The organism is Actinomyces bovis, assembly GCF_900444995.1.
Taxonomy (GTDB): domain Bacteria; phylum Actinomycetota; class Actinomycetes; order Actinomycetales; family Actinomycetaceae; genus Actinomyces; species Actinomyces bovis.
This window is the reverse complement of sequence record NZ_UAPQ01000008.1, coordinates 168,708-191,480: the sequence shown is the minus strand read 5'-3', so window position 1 is coordinate 191,480 and position 22,773 is coordinate 168,708. Positions and strand designations below refer to the sequence as shown.

Here is a 22,773-nt window from a genome sequence, read left to right as displayed (position 1 = left end):
GAGATTGCAGGCACTTCCACCATCCGGCTAAGCACAAGGCTACCGCAGCACCTCGCAGCAGTCTCAGCCAACCGGAACCAGCAGCCTCTGACCAGGCTGCAACACGGAGTCCCGCAGCCCATTGAGCTCGCGAATCTGGGCAACTGCTTCCGGGACATCCGCGGCACCGGTTGCAGCCGCTACATCCCATAGGCTCTGACCAGACTGAACTACCGCAGTGGTGGTTTGCACCGGCTCAGCAATGATGGCGGCGGTGATGGCGCCAGCACATGCAGTGGCCACGATCGCCACGGTCACCAGCGCACCAGCTACCAGTACCCGCAGCCATCCAGGTAGAGCGGCCAGGAATCCAAGCTTTGACACTTCTTGGGCGGGCACTGCCGCTACGGCGTCACCCTGCTTTGAAGCCACTCCCACCCTTGCCTTCACTTCGCGAGCTGGCCGCTGAGGCACCTTAGCCGCCGCGATCAGGTTTTGCTCAGCCCTAACGCGACGCGCCGCTGGCACAGCAGGTTTGAGCGCCGCCGGCAGCGATACCGTCGCTGAGACAAGTGCTGGGCGAGGCGCGGACTCTGGCACGAAGTCAGGGGTGACCAGACGCAAATGGGACGGGCGGACACGCTTAGCCCTAATGGGCGCTGCGGCCACAGAAGCAGCAGCTTCCTCACGCGAAGCCTGCACTGGGATCACCATGGCGCTCATCAGCATCCTCCTGGACATATGTTCGACGAACAACTGTTCGATAGACTAGCGAACCAAGGGCGACACGTCCAGCATCTTTCGAACACATGTTTGAAAAGTGTTGTACGGGCCCGTAGGGTTGATATGTCAAGGTCACCACAGACCACTGACACGAATTCGTGCACACATCAGCTTTTGGGGACTCTGAGCGGAGTGCCTGACGGCACTGCAGGAGGAGATGACTTTGATCGGCAAGCAGCACCAACAGTTCAGCTCATCCACCCCAGGTGTGACTGCCCCCGGAGTAACCCCTGCGCAAATAGTGGAGGGCTTGGACAGTCGTTCCCGAGCGGTTTACCTTGCCGTGCGCGACGCCGTTCGTGACCACGGCTACCCGCCATCCATGCGAGAAATCGGTAAGACGGTCGGGCTAACCAGTCCCTCTTCCGTGAAGCACCAATTGGACAAACTAGAGCGACTTGGCTTGGTACGCCGCGACCCGAATCGGCCCCGGGCACTTGAGGTGCTGGATGTAGAACCTGGTCTACCTGAACCTCCCCCACAGTCCGGAGCGCCGCAGCAGCCGGAAAGCTCTCAGCAAACAGAACCTTCTCCCGCAGGCTCACACGGTCCGGTCGTCACCCTGCCTCCGCCACCCATAGCCACCGCATCCGCCCTGCCGGCCCTGCCCGGCATTGCCGCAGGCGAGGCTGTGGCAGTTCCGCTGGTGGGACGCATTGCCGCAGGATCCCCGATCCTGGCTGAGCAGGAGGTGGAGGATGTCCTAGCCCTCCCCCGCCGCCTCACTGGTGACGGTGAACTCTTTATGCTGGAGGTGCACGGGGACTCCATGCTTGAGGCTGCGATCTGTGACGGCGACTGGGTGGTGGTGCGCTCCCAGCCAGACGCCGCAAACGGCGAGATCGTGGCCGCGATGATTGAAGACGTTGACGGCGCCTCTGCCACAGTCAAGGTGCTCTCCCGCAAGGACGGCCACCAGTGGCTCCTGCCTCGCAACCCCGATTACGCCCCTATTCCGGGTGACACAGCCACCATCATGGGCAAGGTCGTAACTGTGTTGCGGGCGCTCTGAGGCACGCCCCAAAACGAGCTTCCACAAGCAAGTGCCTGGCTGAGGAGTGAATCTCCCACAGCCAGGCACTTGCTATCTGCAAGGACTCTTCCCGGTCTCAGTACCCTAGCCCGCGCGAAACCTCGCGCAGACGCTCCGCAGAGGCTGTGAGGCGGTCACGCTCATCTAGGGTCAGCGGCAACTCCAGGCGCCTCCCCGCGCCTTCGCGGCCCACGATGGTGGGCACCGCCATGCAGACATCAGAGATGCCGTGCCAGTTGCTCAGCAGTGGGGAGATGGTCAGCACGCGCTGCTCGTCATTCAGCACGGCACCGATGATCCGCTGCACTGCCAAACCGACGGCGTAGTTGGTGACACCCTTGCCTTCAATGATCCGGTAGGCCGAACGCACGACGTCGTAGGCGATCTGGTCCCGCTTCTCCTGATCGAAGATCCCACCGTCCTGCGTGCGCCCCCACTGGGTAATGGGCACGCCGCCAATCTGGGTGGAGGACCACAAAGGCACCTCAGAGTCGCCGTGCTCACCGGCGATGTAACCGTGGATATTCTGCGTGGCAGTGCCGGTCTCCTGGGAGACGAGGTAACGCATGCGGGCGGTGTCCAGCACCGTGCCAGAGCCGAAGATCTGGTTGTCAGGCAGCCCGGTGATTTTCTTGGAGCAGTAGGTCACCACGTCCACAGGATTAGCCACCAGCACGAAGATCGCATTGGGGGCTACTTCCACGAGCTTGGGCAGGATCTTCTCCATGATGCCTACGGTGGCCCCAGCTAGATCTAGGCGAGACTGGCCTGGCTTTTGCTTGGCACCGGCAGTGATGGCGATGACGTCGGCGCCGCGGCAAATCTCCGGGTCGTCTGAGCCGGAGACTGAGCCAGCCGAAGTGAACTGGATGCCTTGAGCGATGTCGAGCGCCTCGGCTTCCACCTTCTCCTTGGCGATGTCCTGTAGCACGATCTCCCGCGCCACCCCCTTGCTCACGCAGGCATAGGCCAAGGTGGAACCGACCGCACCGGCGCCGATGATCGCGACCTTAGAAGGCCGACCGGACTGACCAATGGGGTAGGAGCCTTGGGCGCTGTTGGTGATCGTGGTGTCTGACACAGTGTTCCTCCTTATGGCGTACTTGGGCGGCGCTGTTGGCGCACCTTTGATTATCAGGGTACGCGGCGCGGGTCACACAAACTTGGGAACCAACGTCCTGATCAGGCTGAGGCAAGCCGGGTCAAGGCCCCGATGACCACCTCACGGTCCTGGGTGGGCCACAGTCGGGGCATGGTGCGGGCCAGGAAGCCGCCGTAACGAGCGGTACGCAGCCGCGGGTCCAAAACGGCGACCACTCCCCGATCATCCATGCGCCGAACCAGCCGCCCAGCCCCCTGAGCCAGCATCAGGGCGGCGTGCGTGGCGGACACACTCATAAAACCGTTGCCTCCGGCCGCGTCCACAGCCTCTGCGCGAGCCTGGGCCACAGGGTCATCGGGCCGAGGGAAGGGGATGCGGTCCATAACCACCAGCCGACAGGTGCGTCCGGGCACATCCACGCCCTGCCACAAGCTGAGGCTGCCCAGCAGGCAAGCGGAATCGTCAGCGGCAAAGGCCTCCACCAGTGTGGGCAGCTGATCCTCCCCCTGGGCGTAGATCGGCAAATCAGTGCACTCGCGCAGCAGCGAGGCGGCCTCCTCCGCACCCTTGCGCGAGGAGAACAGGCCCAACATGCCGCCACCGGAGGCAAGGGCAAGCTCCAGCATCTCCTCAAGCGCTTCCGGACTGACGCCGCGCCCAGGCCGGGGCAAGTGGGTGGGAACATAGAGGATGCCTTGACGGGCGTAGTCAAAAGGAGTGCCAACGTCCAAGCCATCCCATGCTGTTTTACAGAGCGTTAGGCCTAGTGCCCGGGCCATGGGTTCAAAGCTGCCGCCGAGTTCCAAGGTGGCGGAGGTAAGCACCACAGCTTTGCCGTCCAACAGGGTGTCGGCCACGGAACCAGCGACCTCAATTGGCGCCAGCACCAGGCGGGGCGGGTCCTGACCTCGATTCGGCCGCTCACACCAGGCCACATCTTGGTGTTTGGCCACGGAGTCGCCGGTCATGCGTGCGACGGCGTCGACCAGCTCTGCCACTGCGGTGCGCGCTAGAGCGATGCCGCCAGCGTCAGCACCCACCGTTCCCCCAGCTTCCTTGCCTCGCTCACGCACGTCGGCCAGTACCTGGCGCGCGGCGGCGTCGATCAGCACTAGAGCGCTCCGAAGTGGCTCAGGCAAGCCTGCGGTCAGACGCCCATCGGGTACGGCCGCGAGCGCCAACTGGAGAGCTTGCCCGGCCTCTTCCAAGTCCGCAGCGACTACCCCGGCTAGCTTCCTGGCTGTGGCGGCTACCCGGGTCACCGCTCCGGCTGAGAGCGTTACGGTGCCTTGGGAGCGAACCCGGTCAGTGAGTTCATGAGCCTCATCGACTACCAACACCTGGTGCTCGGGTAGGACTGAGGGGTTGCCTGCGCTGGCGATACCAAGCATGGCGTGGTTGGTTACCACCAGGTCCGCTTCTGCGGCGGCGGCGCGGGCGCGCTCGGGGAAGCATTCGGTGCGCAGGGGGCAGGCGGAGCCGATGCATTCAGCGCGGGTGACGGAGACTTGAGCCCAAGCACGGTCTGAGACACCGGGGACTAGGTCGTCGCGGTCACCGGTGGTGGTTTCCTGCACCCACTCGCGCAACCGCACCACCTGCTCCCCCAGGCTGGCAGTGGCGCCGGCCGCAGTGCGCCTGGTGGTGGCGCTGGCGGCGGAAAAGAGGGCGCTGGGTTCTTCTTGGTCAGGGTAGCCGCCCTCCGCTCGGTGCAGGCAGGCGTAGTTCTGCCAACCTTTGAGCAGGGCGACTACTGGCCGGGTGCCAGTCACCTGGGCTACGGCGTCAGCGGCCAGGGGAGCATCTTTGACCAGCACTTGGCGTTGCAGTGCCAGGGTTGCGGTAGATACCACCGTCCTTTCCCCGGTGGCGACGGCGTGGATCAGTGCGGGGATTAGGTAGCCCAGTGACTTTCCGGTGCCGGTGCCGGCTTGCACTAGGAGGTGCTCCCCAGACTCAATGGCCTGCGTAACGCGCTGGGTCATGGTGACTTGGCCGCTGCGGGCGCTGCCTCCCAGACGGGTGACAGCGACTGCAAGCGCCTCCTCCGCCTGGGCTACAGCGCCAGCAACCCCGCCATTTGAGGCCGGGCTGGCGGCGCCCTGCTGCTCACTCATTTGCCGTTATTCCACCGGCTCGTCTCAGGCGAGCTGTTCGGCCTCAGCTACCCGCATCGCTGACACCTCTGCGGCGGCACTCTGGAGCTCTGCGGCCAAGGCCGCGTCGACCCGCCCGCGCAAGCGCGTGCCGGCCTCCTCGTACTCGACGGCGTCGATTTCCCCGTCTGCGTGGAACCGGGAGACTAGGTCTCCGCGCGAGTAGGGCACCACCAGATCCACTTGTACATTGGGACGAGGCAAGAGTTGAGCGATGCGCTCCTCTAACTCAGCAATTCCCTCACCTGTGTGAGCTGAAACGATAGCGGCACCCGGCAGCCTGGTGCGTAGAGCGGCCAGGGTGACGGCGTCTGCTAGATCAGCCTTGTTGAGAACCAGTAGTTCGGGCACCTCCAGGGCGCCGGGAATGTCTGTCAGCACTTGGCGGACAGCGGCGATCTGGGCCAGGGGGGCAGGGTGGGCGGCGTCGACCACGTGCAATACGAGGTCTGCCCCGGCCACCTCTTCCAAGGTAGAGCGGAAGGCTTCAATTAGCCCGTGTGGCAGATTGCGCACGAAGCCGACCGTATCGGTGAGCGTGTAGACGCGCCCATCAGCGGTTTCTGCGCGGCGGACGGTCGGATCCAGGGTGGCGAAGAGCGCGTCCTGAACTAGCAAACCGGCGTCGGTCAGGGCGTTCATGAGCGAGGATTTCCCGGCGTTGGTGTATCCGGCGATGGCCACTGAGGGGATGGGACCACGGCGGCGCGAGCCACGCTTGACTTCGCGGGAAGAAGCCATGGCCTTAATCTCCCGACGGAGCTTAGCCATGCGGTCGCGGATACGGCGGCGGTCCAGCTCAATCTTGGTTTCGCCGGGGCCACGTGAGCCGATGCCCTGTCCGCCTGCCACGCGGCCACCGGCCTGACGGGACATGGACTCACCCCAACCGCGTAGGCGTGGCAGCAAGTACTCGAGTTGCGCTAGCTCCACCTGGGCTTTGCCTTCCCGGGACTTGGCGTGCTGGGCGAAGATGTCCAGGATCAAGGCAGTGCGGTCAACTACTTTGACTCCCACCGTGTCTTCCAGGGCGCGCCGCTGTGAAGGTGCCAGCTCGGAGTCCACGATGACCGTGTCTGCTCCGGCAGCGCGCACCATCTCGGCGAGTTCTTTGGCTTTGCCGGAGCCCAGGTAGGTGGCTGGGTCAGGGTGATCGCGTTTCTGGATCAGGGCGTCTAGGACCTCTGATCCCGCGGTCTCGGCCAGAGCGGCGAGTTCCGCTAGCGAGGTTGCTGCGTCTTGGGCATCGGCAGCATCCAGGACAGAAGCACTGGCACCAGTGGCCTGCGGTAAGTCCAGCCCCACCAACACCACTTTTTCTAGGCGGATCTGCCGGTACTCAACCTCACTTACGTCCTCCAGCTCAGTGGACAGGGAGGCGACACGGCGGGTGCCTGCGCGAGCCTCACGTTCCAGAGCCCCGTCGTCGGAGAGTTCACGGTGCTCGTGTTCGCCGGCGGTGGAGGCTAGGGCAGTGCCTTGGCGGGACAGGATGCGGCTGACGATGTCCTCCGCGGTAGGTGCGGCACTAGGAGCGGCAACGCTGTCCGGGGCGGCACCGGGATCGGCAGAAACTGATTGTGGATTAATAGACTGGTTGGTCAAGAAGGGGTCCTTTGCGTATGCGTGCGGTGGTCCGGAGCGAGGCTCTACGGACCCACATTGGGGGCGGTTCTGGTTTGGCGTCTTGGCGCGGCGCCGTTCCCGGCTCAGCGCATACGGAGGTTCCACATGGGCGGCATCGTAGCGCCGCCTAGCCCACCGGGCCAATGTGGGGCCTGCCACCTGCCTAACTGGGCTGGCTAGGCTCTGCTTGTGAGCCAGCCCGATAGCCCAGACGCAGCGTTGCCCTTCCCCTCCCTCTCGCTGCGGTCCGTGCTCACTACCCGCACGGGACATCTGGCGTTGGCGATGTTGGCGGTGGAGTTGCTAACCGGCATGCAGGTCTATGTGGGGCAGATGGTGTTGCCTTTTATGGCCACGGAGCTGGGGGCACGTGATCAGTACGGTCTGGTTACAGCCGCGGCCCAGGTACCGGCCTTCCTGACCATGCCCTTGGGCGGGGCGATGCTGGGCCCTGGTGGGCTACCTGCCGCTACTGGTGCTCGCGCGGTCTGCCGCTGCACGCACGATCCGGGACCTGCACGTGCACTCGGACGATGACGCACCCTGGCTCCCTGCTATCGCGCTGGCCACAGGTGTGGCCTTGCTGGGGGCCTTCTCGGCCTCCTCCTACCGCTTCTGGATGGCCAGCGTTTTAGCTGGGGTCTTGATCGTATGGGCTTGCGCGCGCGTCTTTCCTGCCGGGGTTACTCAGGTCTTGCGGGGCCGGCCTGCTGCCCTGGCCGTGCTTACTTGGCTCAGCGGCGCCTATTTTTCCTTGGACTACCTGATTTCCCCTGCTGCCCATGACGTGCTGGGATTGACTCCCGGGGCCATCGGCTGGGCACTGACCAGCGCGGGCCTTTGCTGGAGTGTGGTGGCCATGTGGTGTGGCGCTCACCCTGCTGAGAACGCCCTGGTTTACGGACGCCGCACGGTGGCGGCTGCTGTGCTTTTTGGCCTGGGTGGCTGCGCGGTGGCCGCTGCCCTGGGGGCGGTGTTGCCCTGGTGGGGATTACATTTAGGGTGGGCGCTAATGGGGGCCGGTATGGGCTGGACCCATCAGGACACCTTGACCCGCTGCGTCACCGATCCCAATGAGTTGGACCTACCAGCGGACTGCATCTCACAGGCCCGGATCGCTACATCGGTGACGGTTGGTGGAGCAGTGGGAGGCGCAGCACTGGGCACTTTCGTTACCGCTGTGGTGGCTCCAAGTGCCGACGGCGTCGAGGCAGCGCGGGTGGTTATCGTGGTACTACTCCTTACGGTCATGCTGTCCCTGACGCCGCTGCTGGCACGCCGGGCAGCCTGAGGGCAGGCGTTACTCTCAGAACGTGAGCGAGCAGCACTACTTCACCGCCTCCCCGGCTACTGAGGCCGCAGAACGCCAGCATGTCTTCACCATCCGGGGGCGCGAGTTTAAGGTAACCACGGCCTCTGGGGTTTTCTCCTCGGACCGCCTGGACAAGGGCACGCAGGTGCTGCTTGACCAGGTGCCAGAGCCTCCAACCCGTGGCACTTTCCTAGACCTGGGATGTGGTTGGGGCCCTATAACCTTAGCCTTGGCAGATGCGGCTCCTGCGGCCACCGTACTGGCGGCGGATGTAAATGAGCGGGCGCTGGATCTCACCGCGCGCAACGCCGTCGCCCATGGCTACACTAATGTGCGGGCGGTCCCGGCGGAGGCCTTGCGCTCCGAGCTGCAGGCCAATGACACCCGCCTGGACCTGATCTGGTCCAACCCGCCGGTGCGCATCGGCAAAGAGGCACTGCATGAACTGCTGCTCAGCTGGCTACCACTGCTAGCTGCTGACGGCGAAGCCTGGCTGGTGGTGGGCAAGAACTTGGGGGCGGATTCGCTAGCCAAGTGGCTGGGAGAGCAGGGCTTCGAAGTACAGAAAGCGGCTTCCTCCAAGGGCTTCCGAGTGCTCCGGGTGCTCAACCCTGACCAGTAACAGCCCGCTCAACTTGCTCCGTGACGCCCGATTGGTCAGAGGCCGGGGTGCTCCAACGGCCTGCGCGTACATCCAAGGCCAGGCATACCGCAGCCACTAACACAGTGGGAAGAATCCAGCCGGTGGCGTCATTCCACAGGCCGGTGCGGGCCAGCAATTCACTGGGGGCTTTTACCCCAATGTCAGCCAATGCCGAAACCGCCCCGAGCACGGCCGCCGTCGCCGTCGCCCCCTGGTAAGTCAGGCGCAGGTGACCTGGAGCCACAGTGTCCAAAATAGTCACCACCACTAGAGCAATGGTGATCGGGTAGAGCAGCAGCGTCACCGGGGAAACGATCCGCAGGATCAAGGTCAGCCCTAGGTTAGCCAAGGCAAAGGCCACCACCGTGCCCACCACCACATGGCGCGCAAAGCTTAGTGTTGGCAACTTGGAGACTCCGTAGCCGGCCCAAGCAGCCATCAGACCAACCGCAGTGGTCAAGCATGCCAACAGGACAATGGCCGCGAAAACGAGCGTGCCGGTGGTGCCCAAGGCCATGGTTGAGGCGGCACGCAGCAAGGCGGTGCCATCACTCGGGTCTCCTGATACTCGGGCGCCCACCAAAGCCAGCCCGCCGTAAACCAAACCAAGTAACACGGCAGATATGACAGCGGCCCCACTGGTGGCCCGCATAACCTGCCGTGTGCCCACGAATCCTTGCTCACGCACTGCGGAGATCACCACGATCCCAAAGACAATCGCCCCCAGCACATCCATGGTGAAGTAGCCGCGGGTCAGGCCAGTGGTCATAGGACTGGTAGCAAAAGGCTCCACGGCCTCACGGGCCACCGTCTGCCCGCGGAGCAGCACCGCAGTACAAAGCACAGCAATCAGTCCGAGCAGGGCTGGCGTCAGGAACTTACCTACCCGGTCTGCCAGCTTTGAGGGGGTGATGGCCAGGTACAGGGTCACCGAAAAGAACACCAGCGCGTGTGCAGCTAGGGCGAGTTGGCCTCCGCTGAGCCCCATTAGCTCAAGCACTGGTTTGGTGGCCAGCTCGTAGGAGACCGTGGCGACGCGCGGAATGGCATAGAGCGGGCCGATAGCTAGGTAGACGGCGGCGGGCATCGCCATGCCAAAGACTTTGCCCACGCGATTTGCTAGGCCCAGTACTCCCTCACCGGAGGTGGATACGGCGATCAGGGAGATCAGCGGCATGAGCACGCCCGTAAGGAGGAAGCCGATCATGACCAGGGGCAGGTGTCGCCCTGAGCTGGCGCCGAGCACCGGCGGGAAGATCAAGTTGCCAGCGCCGAAGAACAGGGCGAAGAGCATTAGCCCGGTGGTGAGCAGGGCGCCGCCGCCTGGCGCCCGCCTGGCGTCAGAGCTCTTGGCGTTCTCATTACTGACATTTGCTTTTGCGTGTGGGGCAGTCAAGTGACTCAATCACTCCGGTTGTCGGTGTTCTTCTTGAACCTGGACGATCCTGGTGGAAACGGTCAGGTGGTTGTTTTCAGGCCAAGGTGATGCGGCCGGTGATTTGGGCGGGGCCGGTGAGCAGCACGGTGGCTCCGGGGGCCCAGGGGTCTGTGCCTACGTGCACGCCTAGGCTGCCTCCGGGCACCTCCAACAGGTAGTCCTGAGGAGCCCCCTCGCCTTCCCATTCGTGCAAGGCGACGGCGACGGCGCAGCATCCGGTGCCACTGGATTGAGCCTCACCCACGCCGTGCTCCAGACTGCGCACTCGCGCACGCCCTACTAGAGCACCATCCTCTTCATCCGCGCCTAGGGGCACCACGACATCGAGGTTGCTTCCATCCGGGGGAACCGGCAGCAGGTCAAGCGTTTCAGAACCGGTGAGCCCGGCGAAGTCAACGGAGTCCAGTTCGGCTTCATCAGCTAGGGCGACGACGACGTGGGCGGTGGGCAGGCTAAGGCTTAGAGCAGCCCGATGACCATCCAGACCAGGGAGCTCCACCAGGGTGTCCCAGCCCTCCAGGCTTGCATCCGCCACGGCCCCCTCAGGGCGCCTTAAAGTGGCCGACCCCATATCCACGGTCCATAGCTCGCCGGCACGGGTGATAGCGCGCGCACCGCTGCGGGTAGCAATGATGAGGCTGCCGCCATCCGGAATTGGGCACAGCCCTTCGGCGTCAAGTACATGAGCGAAGAGCTCGGAATCATTGCCACATATCTCGGCCACGGAGCCGTCAGCCTGGTAGCAGTCCATGAACCACTGTGCCTCAGGCACAGCCTTTGCAAAGGCCTCGGCGCCGGGCAAAGCGCTGGTACGCGCCACACGCACAAATCCGTCTGCGCCGATGCCGGTGCGGCGATTACAGATGGAGGCCACCTGGCCGGAAGTCAGAGATACCTGGCAGTCCGGGTCTATCAGCAGCAGAAAGTCTTTGCCAGTGCTGTGGCCCTTGAGGAGCTCAAGGCCTCTGAGGGCCGCTGTTGAGGCCTCACCTGGCTGCTGCTTGGTCATGTGCCAAGCCTATGCGACGGGGTCGGCAGCCTGAACCAGGCTTAATGCCACTTCGGTCACGCGCTCCCACTCCCCTGTGGGCATGGTGCCGTCGTCCTTTAGGTCGACGTCTATCCAGTGCAGGCGAGGGTCGCGGCGGAACCATTTGATCTGGCGGGAGGCGAGCTTGCGGGTGGCCGCAGCCGTGGCTTCCACGGCTTCAGGCAGGCTCATAGCGCCCACTAGGACCGCGAGCGCCTGCGCGTAACCGATGGCGCGGGAGGCGGTGGGCCCCTCGCGCAGGCCCAGGTCCACCAGGGCTGCTGTCTCTTCCAACAGCCCGCCGTCAAACATCGCTTGGGCGCGGGTGTTGATCCGGGTGTTAAGCGCCGCGCGTGGGGGGCGCAGGGCCAGATGGATGGTAGGGACGGCGTCGGTGTAGGCGGGAAGGGTGGCAGAGAAGGGACGGCCGGTGACCTGCACTACCTCTAGGGCACGCACGATCTTGCGGGTGTTGGCTGGCTCAATGCGTTTGGCGCTGGCGGGATCGGTGGTGGCGAGTTCTTCCCACAGCGCGCGGGTTCCTTCCCGCTGGGCGCGCTCCTCTAAGCTTGCGCGCACGGCAGAGTCTGTGCCGGGGAAGTCTAGGGCGTCGGTTATCGCGCGCACGTATAGACCTGAGCCGCCAACAATGATCGCGCGCCGCCCCCGTTCTGCGATGCCGTGCAGGTCAGTGCGGGCGTGACGTTGGTAGGCGGCCACGCTGGCTGCCTCGCGGACGGTGAGCACATCCAACTGGTGGTGGGGGAAGCCGCGGCGCTGTTGGACTGAGAGCTTGGCGGTGCCGATGTCCATGCCTTGGTAGAGCTGGGAGGCATCGGCGTTTATGATCTCTACCCCCTTTGGGCCACCCAAGTGTTCCCCTAGTTCCAGGGCTAGGTCTGACTTGCCGGCGGCAGTCGGGCCGACTACTGCTACGCGTTTGCTCACGGTCACAGGTTAGACAGTGGGAGCTCTGGGATGCCCTGATACGCATCCCGCCAGTTAGGCTGTGCCTATGCCCTCTCCTTCGCCTGCTGCCGCCGGAACTGAGACACCGCGACCTGCGGTGCCGACGCCGGTTGACGTCTCGCGAGTGCTGGCGGTTGTTAAGTCACTGGGATTGCGCCATTTTGTGGACGATGAGGGGGACGTTGGCATTCCTTGGCGGTACGTGACAGTTCACGTAGTTTTCCAGGACACCCGGGCTATTCAAGTCCGTGGCGCTTGGCATCGCATCGCCACGATTGAGCACTTGGCCAAGTTGCGGACGCTGGTTGAGGATTGGAATGTTTCGAAGCTCGGCCCCAAGGCGTATCTGACCGTGTCTGATGGCGGCATGGTGCGTTTGCACGGTGAGGTGACTATGCCACTTGAGGCGGGTATGACTGACGCGCAGCTGGAGGACTTTGTGTTCATTGGTTGCCGCTTCATCGTGGCCTTAATGCGGCATGCTGAGGACGTTTTCCCTGACCCCTTGCGTGTGCCGGAGGGATCATGAGTTGGCTCGGTAAGTTGCTGCGCGAGTTCATCTCACCACATCCGGGTGAGCACAGACAGTCGCCTAGCCCCACCCCTAGGTCAAACGCATCGAATCTGAAGACCGGCAGTTCCCGCCCTCACTCCCCCACTCCGGCACATGCCGTATCACGGCGTTTGGAGACCACTCGTCCTTTCACCCTGGAACGCCTGGAGAAACTCATCGCCGATCTGGACTACCACGTACAGCGGCAGGAGGATGATGGCCATGTGAGCCTGGTGGGCTCTTGGGATTCTTTCCCTTTCCTGATTGAGGAGCTTGAGGGTTGCCCGGCTTGGTTGTTGATTGCCGGAGACTGGCCGGAGCCCGCTCCTTCCTCCCAGCGCGATGAGATTGCGGCCTCGGTTAACGACTGGAATCGGGATAAGTTCTTCCCTACGGTTTGTGTGCTAGACACGGATGAGGGCGTGCTGGTGCGAGCTAGCTACCTGGTGGATCTGGGCTCTGGGGTCACTGACCGTCAGCTGCGTTTGCATTTGGAACGGGCACTGGCCTCATGCACGCAGGCTCTGGCGAGCGTGGGGCCTTTGCTTCCCGAGTTGTAACAATGCCCCTGGGCCGCTCATTGACAAATGGTTTAATGATTCAGTCCCTTTAGCTACTTCTGACTTTTATCATAGAAGGGTTGCGGATAACTGCGATCGAAGGTGAGCGCTATGCAAACCCAGTCCCGGCTCCGAATGACCTTGTCTGTCCTGGTATCAGCAGCCCTGCTAGCAACTGCCGGTTGTGGCGGCTCTGGCGGAGGCGCCAAGGCCTCAGGGAGCAGCACATCTGCTTCTTCACAGACCAGTACTGCAACACCTAGCGACGCCGTCGGCTCCACGCCAACGGCCACTGAGAGCGCCCTAAGCACCCCTGACCTCTCTAATTCCACCCTTGATGTGCCACGGTTATGCGCAGATTTTGCTCTGGCTGGCGCTGGCAGCCAGGTGGCCTTCACTAGTTCTGAAGCCCTTGGCCCCCAGCCTGGCAGCAAGGTCACTATGTCTCCAGCAACCTCAGTGACCCTTGCAAACGGTCCGGCCACCATGGTGCTGTTCAGTTGTGGTGCAGGCGGCAATTACATTCATGACTCGCTCGCCATCTACGACCAGGACCTGAAGCTGCTGGGTTCGCTGGAGCAGTGGGGCGGAACTGCACAGCGCCTACCCGCGAGCTTTGACAGCTACCGGATGGAGGAACTGCAAGCTTCCGGAGACACATTTACTTTTGCGGTATCCGGCATTGAGGTGCTGGGTGATGACAGCTCTCATGCAGGGGCTAAGACCGGTAGGGCCCAGGAGACCGTCAAATGGACTGGCGCAGGCTTTGCGGTAACTGCACTGAGCTTCTCCACGCCCTCTGGTGAGGTGGCGGCTCCGGATCAAGCCGAAGTACAGGCCTTCTTTGATGCTGCTGCCTCGGGCGATGACACGCTCGTGGCCAAGCGCACCAGTGGTGAGACGCTGAGCCATATCCAGACAGGTTGCGTGGGCCTCTGCGAGCGGCATTGACACCTCGGGAGTTGAAGCTAAGGTCCCGTCAAGCCGGGCTGAGGGTTACAACACCTGGCTGGTAATTGAGCCGACCGCAGATCCCAAGGACTTCACTGTGAAGGTGCTGGGGCGCTCCTTCAACTGACTGGAGACCGGCGGAACTGGAGGCTGTGGGAGCGCGTTAGGCTCTGCCTGTGGCCCCTCAAAGCATCGTCGTGAGCGCAGTGATTATGCAGGACCCCAGTGGCAGGCTGCTGACGGTCAGGAAACGGGGCACTAGCAGGTTTATGTTGCCGGGAGGCAAGCCTGAGCCGGGCGAGGATGCACTGAGGACGGCCATTAGAGAAGCGGCTGAAGAGCTGGCAGTGGAACTGGAGCCAGCGCGTATGCGGGACTGGGGAGAGTTCACTACTTTGGCCGCGAATGAGGCCGGGACCACTTTGATCGCCTCGGTCTTCGAGCACCCGTATGTGGCTGGCGTGCGCCCCTGTGCGGAGGTTGCAGAGGCCCGCTGGCAGGAGTTGAGCGGGGCGGAGCCTGGGGACCTTGCACCACTGACGGTAGAGATCATGAAGCTCTTGCGGCAGCAAAGCCGGTGAGCGCACGCTGGGATAATGCCGCATTCGGCGCCGTCAGTGGCAGTTGCCTCTGACGGCGCCGCGCGGTCATGGCTCGCTATCAGGCCTTTCGACGGCGGAGCAGCAGCACTCCACCCAGAGCTGCGACGCCGAGCGCTACAGCGCCGACCCCCAGGTTGACACCGGTGACAGCTAGCCCCTTCTTGGCAGGCTTTGCCGTCGGCGCTGGAGATGCCATCACTGTGGGCTGAGGACTTGGCGCGGGTGCCGTGGTGGTTGGTGCGACGCTAGGAGTCGCTTCACTGCTTGGCGTGGGGGTAGCCGCAGGAGTCGGCGAGGCCGTAGGCGTCATGGACGGTGTGGGCGTGGGACTAGGGCTGGGCGCGGTGGCGGCAATAGTGGTGCTGGAACCAACCACCGGCACGCCCTGGACGGTTTCACCCTTCAACTCCAGGGTCGCCTCTTGGCTAACGGCACCACTGACCTTAAAGGTGAAGGTGACATCTGCACCGTTTCCAGCCAGTTTGAAGGCGGGGAAGACCAATTCAGTCTTGCCGCCTTGCGCCTGGTTAACCGTAGGCGCTCCGGCCCCTTGAACTGAGCCAGCCACATAGCTGATCCCCTCAGGCAGCACGACCGTGGCAGATTTGGCATCCAAAGCCTTGGAATTGGGGTTAGTGATCGTGGCGGTGACCAGGTGTTGGTTCTTGTTGGCGGAATCTGCAGCGGCTTGAATCTTGGTGGGTAGCGCCACCTCACCAAGGGGTGAGAAGTTCGTGATCATGGAATAGGACTTGGATTCACCAGCACTCAGGTTCAAGTTCCAGCTGAGCGCCATGCCGTTGTCTTGGTATTCATCCGCACCCTCTAGCTTATTCGGCAGGGGCTGCTTGGTGGCAATGGTTTCCCAAACATTGCGGTAGAAACCGTAGAAGTAGTTGGAGCCATCGGTGGTTGGAACGAACTCCTCGATGCGCCCATTCGTGGACTTCTTGCCCTCATTGTCCTTGGCGCGACAAATCACTGACTGCTTGGCGGCGTCATACTCACCCCACCCCCGGTCGTCATCCTGCAGGTAGCAGTCTGCGCCGTGGTAAAGCACCGCCTGGGCCGCTTTGCTGCCGGTGTTCGTAACAGTTGTGGTTGTGTTGTACGACTTGGCGCCCTTGACGTAGGTATCGACCTGGGTCACCTGCATCGAGCCGCCTGAGACGACGGTGGTGATGGTGAATGGGTCTGCGGACGTTCCTGAGCCACTGGTCTTTTGACTTACCGGAGTCCAATACTTTCGTACAGCACTGGACCCCGCTGGGATATGTTTCGGCCCATAGAGTTGATCTCCTACTGCCAGCAGAGTGCCACAGGCCGTGTCGCGATAGAACTCACCACTTACGTCTCCCAGGTAGTTCACAGCGCAGTTGAGAGTTGTGGAGATTTCGACCTTCGTAAGAGGGCCTTCCGGGCTCGTAACTTCTGCAGCCTGTGCCACAGCGCCTAGGCTGAGGGCTATTGTCGTCAGCAATGCGAATGGAATACGGCGTTTCATATGGGTTCCCGTCGGGTTGCACCCCATTGTCTGGGGACTCGGGGTGGGATGTGCGAGCGCTCCGGCTGGAGTACTTCAGGGGAATGGGCGAGCTCATGAACTCACCAAACCAACCCTGTCACGTCTAGTAACGACTCTCAACAACCGGCAAGACACCCCTAGTCACAATAGACACAGCAGTCACGCAAGCCACACGAGAAACATAAGCTTTCTGAATCACCGGGACTTTAGTCCCACTTCTTGGTCGACTCCGGCAACGAAAGCCTTGCGCATATCTCAACTACATAACAAAAACCCGACAGATTCGAAGCGTGAGACTTCAGCCCCGGCGCACACGTAGGGCCGGCAATCCCAAGCTAACTGGGGCTGTCTCCGGCTCCGGCTCACTGCGAGCCTCACGCTGCCGCCTCTCCCAGGCGTCCCCCGCGCGGGTGCGACGCACTTTGAAAAGCATCGGCCCGTCGTCGTACCAGACTCGATCTCCCGCCGGCAGGGCGGCATTGGCGGAGGCTTCAGCCTCGCTGAGTCCACGCCCACAACGGGCCGAGTCTGCGATCAGGTGATGCGGTGCTCCATGAGTAACTCGTACCTGCACCAGGTCTCCAGGGCGGGGGGCACCCCCGGCGTAGTCATCTGCCGGCAGGCCTTCCGGCATGGCTAGGTGGACGAGGCGGTTGTCCGCAGCACGCCCGGAGAGACGAGCGGTGACGCCGTCGCGACGCCCCTCCCCCTCAGCCACTAGGACTTCCACTATGCGACCTTCCTGTTTGACGTTCTCCTCATGCGTGATGCGGCGAACCAATTCATCTAGGCGGCGGTAGCGGTCCTTGACCACCGCCACCGGAACCTGCGGCAGGTCGGCGGCAGGGGTACCTGGGCGTGGCGAGTATTCAAAGGTGAAGGCGGAGGCGAAGCGCGCCTGCTCCACTACGTCCAGGGTGGCTTGGAAGTCTTCCTCGGTCTCCCCCGGGAAGCCGACGATCAGGTCAGTGGTGATGGCCACCTCCGGCATGGCGGCACGAGCCCGCCCCAGAATCCCCAGGAAACGTTCAGAACGGTAGGAGCGGCGCATCGCACGCAGCACCCGGTCAGAACCAGACTGAAGTGGCATATGGAGGCTGGGCATGACCTGCGGCGTCTGCGCCATGGCCTCAATCACATCGTCGGTAAAGGCGGCCGGATGCGGACTGGTGAAGCGCACGCGCTCAATGCCCTCTACATTGCCTGCCGCGCGCAGCAGTTTGGCAAAAGCTCCCCGATCCCCGAAGCCCACGCCGTAGGAGTTCACGTTCTGCCCCAGCAGAGTTACCTCTGTGACCCCCTGCGCAGCCACCGCTTCAATCTCAGCGAGAACTTCCCCGGGGCGACGGTCGCGCTGCTTGCCGCGCAGGGAGGGAACGATGCAGAAGGTGCAGGTGTTATTGCAGCCCACGGCGATCGAGACCCAGGCGGCATAGGCGCTCTCGCGGCGGGTGGGCAGGGTTGAGGGGAAGACTTTGAGGGACTCTTCCAGCTCTACGGCCGCTTCAGCGTTGTGGCGAGCCCGCTCTAGCAAGGCAGGCAAGACGTCGATGTTATGGGTACCAAAGACCACGTCCACCCAGGGGGCACGGTCGATGATGCCTTGCCCCATCTGCTGAGCTAGGCAGCCGGCTACGGCGATTTGCATACCGGGTCGCTCACGCTTTACGGCGGCCAGCTGTCCCAGATTGCCAAAAAGCCGCGTGGCAGCGTTTTCACGTACTGAGCAGGTGTTGATGATGACGACGTCGGCGCCACCATCGCCCGCCTCTGTGGCGCGGGCGGCCATCTCAGGCACTTCCTCGACGCGGCGATAGCCGGCCTGCTCCAGCAGCCCGGCCATGTGTTCAGAGTCGTGAACATTCATCTGACAGCCCAACGTGCGCACGTGATAGGTGCGTGGATGCGCCTGCGCAAGGCCAACAGTCTGGGCGGGAGTAGTGGTGCTCATCGAGGCGGAGTTTACGCACCTGCTGCAGCGAAGGCCCCATGCGCTGCGTCATATGAAGGCGGAGCCGCGACACCTACCTCTCTCGCGCTAGTTCCGCACCGGGGTGATGGTGCCAGCACTAAATGAGTCCACGCAGCCTGCGCCTACCCACCGCAGCGAGTATCGGCGGCCCCGCTCACGGGAGCCGCCCAGGCCGGGGAGGTTGGCGAAGTCGGACTTGTGGGACTACCTCAGCCCGGCATTACAGGATAAGTTTCGTACAACCGAACTTTATCGGTAGGCTCGTCGCCGCAAGGCCTCTGGTATCCACACATAGATCGGAGCAACGATGACAAACCCCAGCGAAACACTCATCCAAGCCGGAATCACCAACACAGCCGTCCATGACTTCGTCGCCGAGTGGGCGGCCATCCTTGACCCAAAGCACATCGAGGTCATCGATCACGACGCTGAGCAGCGACTCCTAGCCGAGGCACTGGCGGAGGGCGAGATCATTGAGGCCGGGACCGGTCGTTACCTAGCCCATAGCCATCCGAAGGACACTGCCCGCTCCGAGGAGCGCACGGTAGTCGCCACAAATAACCCCGCCGACAAAGGGGTTTACAACAACTGGCGCGACGCCAAGGAAGTCCGCGTACAGCAGGTCGAACGCATGCTAGGTGCCATGCGCGGCCGCACCATGTACGTGGTCCCTTACCTGATGGCCCCTCCCGGCTCTCCCCTGGCCGCCTGGGCAACTGGCGTAGAGCTCTCCGACAACCGCGTCGTTGTGCTGCAGATGCTCCGCATGGCACGCGTAGGTGCACAGTATGTCAACGATCTAGAAGACCCCAGTTTCTTCGAGCGTGCCGTCCACGCCACCGGAGATCTAGACGAGCTGGGGCAGGGCACGACTGCTGACAAACGCCTCTTTGCCACCATCGCGGACGAACGCACGATTCTTCACTTTGGTTCGGCCTATGGCGGTAACGCCTTGCTAGGCAAGATCGCACACGGCCTGCGTCAGGGTTCATACGACGGCTGGACCTCAAAGAAGTTCATGGGCGAGCAGTTCATGCTCATTGGAATACGCGACAAGGAGACTGGACGCACCTATCACATCTGCGGTGGTATGCCCTCTGCTTCTGGCAAGACCAACTTGGCCATGATGTTGCCTCCGGCAGCGCTGGGAGAGCGCTACGAGGTGGAGTTCTATGGAGACGACATAGTCTGGCTACGCGTGGCGGAGGATGGCCGCGTGTACGGTATGAACCCCGAATACGGCACTTTCGGCGTCGCCAAGGACACTAACTGGGAGTCGAATCCCAATGCCATGAAGGCTGTCGCCGAGGGCACCGGGACACTTTTCGTAAACGTAGCGTTCAACGAGGATACAAAGGAGTTGTGGTGGGAGGGAAAGACCCCCGACTACCCCGAGGATGTCACCGGGTGGCGCGATTGGAAGAACGAGCTCATCTCCGCACGCCCGTTGGAACGCCAACGCTCCGGCGCAGACGAGGACCTGTGGTCCCAGAAAAACTCCCGCTTCACCGCCCGCCTTTCCGTGGTTCCCAATATCGCCCAGGACTACGAGCGAGCTGAGGGCGTCCCGATCGACGCCATCATCTTCGGCGGTCGTTGCCGCGACCGTGAGCCACTCATCCGTGCGGTAACGGATCTAGCCGAAGGGGTCTATGACGGCCTTACCTTGGGTGCAGAAGCCACCTTCGCCGCAGAAGGGACCGAGGGGCGCCTGCGCTATGACCCCATGTCCATGCGTCCTTTCATGTCTTTCCCGGAGGGCGCGTATGCCCGACACTGGCTGGACATCCTGGGTGCTGCAGAGCACAAGCCGATTTTTGCCCATGTCAACTGGTTCCAGCGCGATCCACAGGATGGCCACTTCCTGTGGCCCGGTTACGGGGAGAACCTACGCGCTCTGCTATGGCTTATGGATCTCAAGGAAGGGCGAGTTCAGGGCGCTCGGACACCAGTAGGCATCGTCCCAACGGTCGAGGAGCTCAACTTGGAGGGCTTCGAGGGTAATCGCACTGACCTAGAACAGCTGCTGAACATTGATATCGCCCGTTGGAAGCAGGAAATGGTGCTGCGTGAGGAGCACCTAGCGCAGTTCACGGACCTGCCTGAAGAAATCTGGGAAGCGCACCGCCGTGTAACCCAAGCACTTGAGGAGGCAGAATCCTCAGAAACAGCTGAGTGAGGCGGTTCTGGGGAGCGGATAGAAGCTGCTGCCGCTCCCCAGGCCCTCAGAGCAAGTTGAGGATTTCCCCGGTGACTGTGTCCACGTCGCCGCCCTCCGCAGCTGGATAACTAAGCAGTCCCGGTATGGTCGAGATGTTGCCGCACAAGACGTAGACATAACCGGCACCGGCAGCGTTGAGGTCTTCTGCGGTGACAGGTTCTCCCTCAGCGTTACGCGCCACCACAATGGCGCCCAAACGACGACGCAGATCGTCAAGGTCTGTGCCAGCAACATGATGACCATGACCTCACTGGCAGGAGTAATGTCAAAAGAGGCTTGGCGGGTGACGCCATCAGTCTTGTTCCCTAGGCCGATGATGATGTGTCGCAGGGCGCGATCGTTGACGGCTAGGACGCGCGGCCAGGTAATGGTGCCTTCCTCGATGCGCAGAGCCTTGCCGTGGTACAGGTGGTTGTCGATGATTGCGGCCAGGATGCTGCGGTGCCCGCGTTGCACCAGCCCCTCAGACAGGTCATCGCTCATGACAAGACAATATAGGTTTTCTGTTCCACACGGTGCTATTGAAAGAATGTTCCAGCCCCTCAAGCTTCCCCAATGAGCCGCAGCTGCGGCCTGAATAGACACTAAAAGACATCTGGTAATTCTCTGAGTTGGTTTCGCTGAGGGCCAGAAACGATGGACTTAGTCATTTGCTCCTGAGGTACCGTCACTGGGCAGCCACAGATCGCCGCGGCGTTTTATCGTCGAGCAGCTATTTCAATCTCAAGCCAAAATCGACAGGAATGCTGACGGCGTCAGCAGATGGCTGCACGCGATGGCACGAACCGCCGTTGGGCCCTGAAGCTGACGTGCGGGTGAAATTAAGGACGAGCATGCGCAAGCGGAGCATCAGCGCGGTACTGGCCACCTCTCTCATGATTAGCGGTGCCTTGGCAGCCTGCTCGGGGACAAACAAAAAGGCCGCAAACGAGTCTGCTGCAACACCTGTGGCTGCCGCAACCTTAGACTCAGGTGCAGCAACCACACCGTCTCCCAGCAGCGCCCCAAGTTCCGGGCCCGAGGAATGGGGGCTGCGCAAGCCGCTGGCCGAGGTCACTGGTATAAGTCGATTGACTAATTGGTCAGACAATGGCCTGACCTACGTGGCCTCTGTCGACCCCACAACCAAGGCGTTGGACGTTCATCACTTGCGTTGGGATGGCACTGAGGCTTGGAAAGCAACTGTTACGCCGCCGCAGGACGCGGACGCCACGACCCTTACGCCACGTATCAGCTGGGACGACGGTCTGGGCGCCGTGGCCTTCTGGTATTCCACGGATGCGGCCACTGAAAAAGCTGCCCTTGTCTCCTCCCCCATCTCCTGGTTCGACACCAAGACCGGCAGTGGCGGCGAAATCGTGCTCAGTTCTACCAAGACTGGGACCATTTTCCGCAATGCGGAGACGGTTATCGGCGGCGTGGAAGTTGATCCCGCTGACTCAGATGGAAACCTGGTCTCAGCCACTTATCTTGGAACTGGCATGAGCACTGCCCATGCCTCTCGGGAAGAGCTGACTGCCGGGCACTCAGGCGAATTGGAAATCTTCCAGAAGAACGGTGTGCTGCTCTCCACGCTGAACTCAGATTCAGCCACAATCCTGCTGACCGCGGGCAGTGAGCTTGGCGAACTCAGCATGCCGTTTCGGATCTTGAGCCAGCCCGGGCAGGCTCCCCTTGTGGTTTCTGCCGCTCCCCAGACCGTCAGCCGCCTTGAGGGCACCAGCCTGAAGTCCATCGAGGCGCCAGAGTGCACTCTGGCGCGCGAGGACGGTATTCACGCTCAAAGCAGTGCGCAGGCAGCCCTCGTCGGCAACCTGGTGGTGCCTTCTCAAGGCACGGCTTTCTGCCTGGATGACGTTGTTCAGCAGACCGATATGGTGCCCTCTGAATACCTACCTGACGGCAAGATTCTCTTGGTCTCTAAGGATCCGGTTGGCGCACCTGCAACTGCCGTAGCCACCCCCGGGACTACCGCAACACCAAGCGGGGCGACGCCGGCGACGCCAGCAAGTCAAGCTAGCCTGCCAGCGCCGGGAACCGCCACTGCACCAACAAGCACAGCGTCCACTGCACAGCCCCAGGCTCCAGGACAAGCACGGGAGCACAGCTACGCGGTCTACGACCCTGCTTCCAAGACAACTACTCCGCTTGGTCAGCGCATAGCCATCGGCGTCTCCGCCGACGCAGTTACCGTCAGCGCCATCGACGAGGCTGCTGGCACCGTGTCAGTCAAGGTCTATCAGGCCACGGACCTGGACCTGACCAAGCACTAACCGCCGCTACAGCCTGTCCCGGGAGCCTCACAAACACATATAAGG

General features: G+C 62.5%; 19 protein-coding genes and 1 pseudogene. 10 read left to right on the top strand and 10 right to left on the bottom strand.

The window, feature by feature from the left end:
* Window positions 1-63 precede the first annotated feature (63 nt).
* The gene (locus DR039_RS07870) at window positions 64-702 is read right to left on the bottom strand and encodes a LysM peptidoglycan-binding domain-containing protein (protein WP_170166878.1); all 639 of its coding nucleotides are present in this window, start codon (window positions 700-702) and stop codon (window positions 64-66) included.
* Between the two features lie 217 nt (window positions 703-919).
* Here DR039_RS07870 and lexA point away from each other — a divergent pair, with 217 nt between their 5' ends.
* A complete protein-coding gene (lexA, locus tag DR039_RS07865; RefSeq protein WP_111836830.1) occupies window positions 920-1,774 on the top strand; it encodes a transcriptional repressor LexA in 855 nt (284 codons plus the stop codon).
* Window positions 1,775-1,871: 97 nt separating this feature from the next.
* Here the strand turns inward: lexA and DR039_RS07860 are convergent, their stop codons facing one another.
* The 3 genes from DR039_RS07860 to hflX all read right to left on the bottom strand — a co-directional run bounded on the left by DR039_RS07860 (window position 1,872) and on the right by hflX (window position 6,559).
* Window positions 1,872-2,861, bottom strand: coding sequence for an L-lactate dehydrogenase (locus DR039_RS07860; RefSeq protein WP_407641282.1), 990 nt, complete (start codon window positions 2,859-2,861; stop codon window positions 1,872-1,874).
* Window positions 2,862-2,977: 116 nt separating this feature from the next.
* Window positions 2,978-4,882: an ATP-dependent DNA helicase gene (locus DR039_RS07855; protein WP_229116899.1), complete on the bottom strand. Its 1,905-nt coding sequence runs from the start codon at window positions 4,880-4,882 to the stop codon at window positions 2,978-2,980.
* A gap of 156 nt (window positions 4,883-5,038) precedes the next feature.
* Window positions 5,039-6,559 carry a GTPase HflX gene (hflX, locus tag DR039_RS07850; RefSeq protein WP_229116898.1) on the bottom strand — a complete coding sequence of 507 codons (1,521 nt, stop codon included), beginning with the start codon at window positions 6,557-6,559 and terminating at the stop codon, window positions 5,039-5,041.
* 309 nt (window positions 6,560-6,868) lie between these two features.
* On the opposite strand from hflX, the gene DR039_RS11555 reads away from it, so the two are divergent.
* Genes DR039_RS11555 through DR039_RS07840 form a run of 3 tightly spaced genes read left to right on the top strand, consistent with a single transcriptional unit; the run spans window position 6,869 to window position 8,613 of the window.
* Entirely contained in the window at window positions 6,869-7,216 is a 348-nt protein-coding gene (locus DR039_RS11555) for a hypothetical protein (protein WP_229116885.1), read from the top strand.
* Window positions 7,200-7,970, top strand: coding sequence for a hypothetical protein (locus tag DR039_RS07845; protein ID WP_229116884.1), 771 nt, complete (start codon window positions 7,200-7,202; stop codon window positions 7,968-7,970). Before DR039_RS11555 ends, DR039_RS07845 begins: the two co-directional genes overlap by 17 nt.
* A 22-nt stretch (window positions 7,971-7,992) precedes the next feature.
* Entirely contained in the window at window positions 7,993-8,613 is a 621-nt protein-coding gene (locus DR039_RS07840; protein WP_111836826.1) for a class I SAM-dependent methyltransferase, read from the top strand.
* On the opposite strand, the gene brnQ is transcribed toward DR039_RS07840, so the two are convergent.
* The 3 genes from brnQ to miaA form a co-directional block, all read right to left on the bottom strand.
* Window positions 8,597-9,946, bottom strand: a complete 1,350-nt coding sequence (gene brnQ, locus DR039_RS07835; protein ID WP_267489834.1) for a branched-chain amino acid transport system II carrier protein — start codon at window positions 9,944-9,946, stop codon at window positions 8,597-8,599. The genes DR039_RS07840 and brnQ overlap by 17 nt on opposite strands.
* Window positions 9,947-10,106: 160 nt before the next feature.
* Window positions 10,107-11,081 (bottom strand): diaminopimelate epimerase, encoded by a 975-nt coding sequence (locus DR039_RS07830; protein WP_111836825.1) that lies wholly within the window; start codon window positions 11,079-11,081, stop codon window positions 10,107-10,109.
* Window positions 11,082-11,090: 9 nt separating this feature from the next.
* Window positions 11,091-12,050, bottom strand: a complete 960-nt coding sequence (gene miaA / locus DR039_RS07825; protein ID WP_111836900.1) for a tRNA (adenosine(37)-N6)-dimethylallyltransferase MiaA — start codon at window positions 12,048-12,050, stop codon at window positions 11,091-11,093.
* 67 nt (window positions 12,051-12,117) lie between these two features.
* Here miaA and DR039_RS07820 point away from each other — a divergent pair, with 67 nt between their 5' ends.
* The 4 genes from DR039_RS07820 to DR039_RS07805 all read left to right on the top strand — a co-directional run bounded on the left by DR039_RS07820 (window position 12,118) and on the right by DR039_RS07805 (window position 14,716).
* Window positions 12,118-12,600 (top strand): type III secretion system chaperone family protein, encoded by a 483-nt coding sequence (locus DR039_RS07820; RefSeq protein ID WP_111836824.1) that lies wholly within the window; start codon window positions 12,118-12,120, stop codon window positions 12,598-12,600.
* Window positions 12,597-13,184 (top strand): type III secretion system chaperone family protein, encoded by a 588-nt coding sequence (locus tag DR039_RS07815; RefSeq protein WP_111836823.1) that lies wholly within the window; start codon window positions 12,597-12,599, stop codon window positions 13,182-13,184. The genes DR039_RS07820 and DR039_RS07815 overlap by 4 nt, the downstream gene beginning before the upstream one ends.
* A gap of 111 nt (window positions 13,185-13,295) precedes the next feature.
* The gene (locus DR039_RS07810; protein WP_126622235.1) at window positions 13,296-14,135 is read left to right on the top strand and encodes a hypothetical protein; all 840 of its coding nucleotides are present in this window, start codon (window positions 13,296-13,298) and stop codon (window positions 14,133-14,135) included.
* A 176-nt stretch (window positions 14,136-14,311) separates the two neighbouring features.
* Window positions 14,312-14,716: an NUDIX hydrolase gene (locus tag DR039_RS07805; RefSeq protein WP_229116882.1), complete on the top strand. Its 405-nt coding sequence runs from the start codon at window positions 14,312-14,314 to the stop codon at window positions 14,714-14,716.
* A 79-nt stretch (window positions 14,717-14,795) separates the two neighbouring features.
* Here DR039_RS07805 and DR039_RS07800 read toward each other — a convergent pair whose 3' ends face one another.
* Both DR039_RS07800 and miaB read right to left on the bottom strand, forming a co-directional pair.
* Window positions 14,796-15,893: a hypothetical protein gene (locus DR039_RS07800; RefSeq protein ID WP_111836821.1), complete on the bottom strand. Its 1,098-nt coding sequence runs from the start codon at window positions 15,891-15,893 to the stop codon at window positions 14,796-14,798.
* 667 nt (window positions 15,894-16,560) lie between these two features.
* Window positions 16,561-18,213 carry a tRNA (N6-isopentenyl adenosine(37)-C2)-methylthiotransferase MiaB gene (miaB, locus tag DR039_RS07795; RefSeq protein WP_111836820.1) on the bottom strand — a complete coding sequence of 551 codons (1,653 nt, stop codon included), beginning with the start codon at window positions 18,211-18,213 and terminating at the stop codon, window positions 16,561-16,563.
* Window positions 18,214-18,541: 328 nt separating this feature from the next.
* Here miaB and DR039_RS07790 point away from each other — a divergent pair, with 328 nt between their 5' ends.
* Window positions 18,542-20,413 (top strand): phosphoenolpyruvate carboxykinase (GTP), encoded by a 1,872-nt coding sequence (locus DR039_RS07790; RefSeq protein ID WP_111836819.1) that lies wholly within the window; start codon window positions 18,542-18,544, stop codon window positions 20,411-20,413.
* A 163-nt stretch (window positions 20,414-20,576) separates the two neighbouring features.
* Here the strand turns inward: DR039_RS07790 and DR039_RS07785 are convergent.
* Window positions 20,577-20,893, bottom strand: a pseudogene (locus DR039_RS07785) (formate--tetrahydrofolate ligase); the annotation flags it as partial.
* Window positions 20,894-21,288: 395 nt separating this feature from the next.
* On the opposite strand from DR039_RS07785, the gene DR039_RS07780 reads away from it, so the two are divergent.
* Window positions 21,289-22,728: a RodZ family helix-turn-helix domain-containing protein gene (locus tag DR039_RS07780; protein ID WP_111836818.1), complete on the top strand. Its 1,440-nt coding sequence runs from the start codon at window positions 21,289-21,291 to the stop codon at window positions 22,726-22,728.
* The last annotated feature ends 45 nt before the right edge of the window (window positions 22,729-22,773 follow it).

What these genes read in the sequence shown, in the direction of transcription:
- DR039_RS07870 (WP_170166878.1), bottom strand. Translation starts at nt 702, where the DNA reads ATGAGCGCCATGGTGATCCCAGTGCAGGCTTCGCGTGAGGAAGCTGCT.
- lexA (WP_111836830.1), top strand. Translation starts at nt 920, where the DNA reads ATGACTTTGATCGGCAAGCAGCACCAACAGTTCAGCTCATCCACCCCA.
- DR039_RS07855 (WP_229116899.1), bottom strand. Translation starts at nt 4,882, where the DNA reads ATGACCCAGCGCGTTACGCAGGCCATTGAGTCTGGGGAGCACCTCCTA.
- DR039_RS07830 (WP_111836825.1), bottom strand. Translation starts at nt 11,081, where the DNA reads ATGACCAAGCAGCAGCCAGGTGAGGCCTCAACAGCGGCCCTCAGAGGC.
- DR039_RS07820 (WP_111836824.1), top strand. Translation starts at nt 12,118, where the DNA reads ATGCCCTCTCCTTCGCCTGCTGCCGCCGGAACTGAGACACCGCGACCT.
- DR039_RS07815 (WP_111836823.1), top strand. Translation starts at nt 12,597, where the DNA reads ATGAGTTGGCTCGGTAAGTTGCTGCGCGAGTTCATCTCACCACATCCG.
- DR039_RS07810 (WP_126622235.1), top strand. Translation starts at nt 13,296, where the DNA reads ATGCAAACCCAGTCCCGGCTCCGAATGACCTTGTCTGTCCTGGTATCA.
- DR039_RS07800 (WP_111836821.1), bottom strand. Translation starts at nt 15,893, where the DNA reads ATGCAGGTGACCCAGGTCGATACCTACGTCAAGGGCGCCAAGTCGTAC.
- miaB (WP_111836820.1), bottom strand. Translation starts at nt 18,213, where the DNA reads ATGAGCACCACTACTCCCGCCCAGACTGTTGGCCTTGCGCAGGCGCAT.
- DR039_RS07790 (WP_111836819.1), top strand. Translation starts at nt 18,542, where the DNA reads ATGACAAACCCCAGCGAAACACTCATCCAAGCCGGAATCACCAACACA.
- DR039_RS07780 (WP_111836818.1), top strand. Translation starts at nt 21,289, where the DNA reads ATGCGCAAGCGGAGCATCAGCGCGGTACTGGCCACCTCTCTCATGATT.